The organism is Burkholderia sp. KCJ3K979, assembly GCF_016759955.1.
Lineage (GTDB): Bacteria > Pseudomonadota > Gammaproteobacteria > Burkholderiales > Burkholderiaceae > Burkholderia > Burkholderia orbicola.
In genome coordinates, this window is the sequence record NZ_JACFYV010000408.1 from 1 (window position 1) to 1715 (window position 1715).

Below are 1715 nucleotides of genomic sequence, written 5' to 3' on the forward strand. Positions count from 1 at the left end.
CCCCACGCGCCCGCGTGCGCATGCTGGTGAACGTTGCATTCGTTCGCGCAGGCGCACATCGCGGCGGCCGCCGCGCGCTGCAACGGCGCGCCGTCGCGCTGCGTCGCACCCCAGCCGCCATAGCCGCCGAATTCGCGCACCGGCGACCAGTCCGGCATCGCCGGCGGGATCGGCGCGTCGTGCGACGCGAACGGCCCCGCGCCCCATACGATCTTCCCGTCGACCACCGTCAGCAATGCGGTCGTGCCGGCGATATCGTCCTCCGCGCACGCGAAGAAATCGCGATCCGGGACGATCAGGTCCGCAAGCTGCCCGACCGCGATGCGTCCCTTCTTGCCTTCCTCGTTCGAGAACCACGTCACATACTCGGTCCACATCCGCAGCGCGGTTTCGCGATCAAGCAGGTTGCGCTGCGGATACATCCTCAGGCCGCCGACCGTCTTGCCCGTCACGAGCCATGCAAGCGACACCCACGGGTTGTACGACGCGACGCGCGTCGCGTCCGTGCCGGCCGACACCTTGAGCCCCTTGGCGAGCATCTTCGCGACCGGCGGCGTCGCCTCCGCGGCTTGCGCGCCGTAGCGCTCGACGAAGTACTCGCCCTGGTACGCCATCCGGTGCTGCACCGCGATACCGCCGCCGAGCGCGGCAATCCGGTCCATCGATTGCTCGGTGATCGTTTCCGCGTGATCGAAGAACCAGTTCAGCCCTGCGAGCGGGATGTCCTCGTTGACCTTCTCGAACACGTCGAGCGCGCGGCTGATCGTTTCGTCATAGGTCGCGTGCATGCGCCACGGCCAACGGTTTTCCGCGAGCACGCGCACGACGCCTTCGAGGTCGTCCTCCATCTGTGCGGGCAGGTCCGGCCGCGCGACGCGGAAGTCTTCGAAGTCGGCCGCCGAAAACGCCAGCATCTCGCCCGCGCCGTTGTTGCGGAAGTAGTCGGTGCCGTCGTGGTACTTGACGCTCTTCGTCCAGTTCACGAAGTCTTCCTTCTCCGCGTTCGGCTTCTGCGTGAACAGGTTGTACGCGATCCGGATCGTCATCTCGCCCGCATCGTGCAGCTTGCGGATCACTTCGTAATCATCGGGATAATTCTGCGAGCCGCCGCCCGCGTCGATCACCCCCGTCACGCCGAGCCGGTTCAGCTCGCGCATGAAATGGCGCGTCGAGTTGTACTGATACTCGAACGGCAGCTTCGGGCCTTTCGCGAGCGTCGCGTAAAGGATCGTCGCGTTCGGGTTCGCGAGCAGCAGGCCGGTCGGGTTGCCTGCCGCGTCGCGCAGGATCGTGCCGCCCGGCGGCTCCGGCGTGTCCTTCGTATAGCCGACCACCCGCAGCGCCGCCGCGTTCAGCAGCGCGCGATCGTACAGGTGCAGGATGAATACCGGCGTATCGGGCGCGACTGCGTTCAGTTCTTCGATCGTCGGCAGCCGTTTCTCCACGAACTGATGTTCGGTGAAGCCGCCGACCACGCGCACCCACTGCGGCGCGGGCGTGATCGCGACCTGCTGCTTGAGCATCTCCATCGCGAGCGCAAGCGACGGCACGCCGTCCCAGCGCAGCTCCATGTTGTAGTTCAGTCCGCCACGAATCACGTGGCAGTGGTTGTCGATCAGGCCCGGCAGCACGCCGCGGCCGCCGAGATCGACCACCTTCGTCGCGCGGCCCGCGAGCGGCATCACGTCCGCTTCGCTGCCGACCGCGACGAAGCG

1 protein-coding gene is annotated in these 1715 nt (G+C 67.0%); it reads right to left on the minus strand.

Going from position 1 to position 1715, the window contains the following annotated elements; translation table 11 throughout:
• Positions 1–1715, minus strand: a 1715-nt coding sequence (locus H3O04_RS35225; protein ID WP_202589503.1) for an amidohydrolase, incomplete at both ends; no start/stop codon positions are given.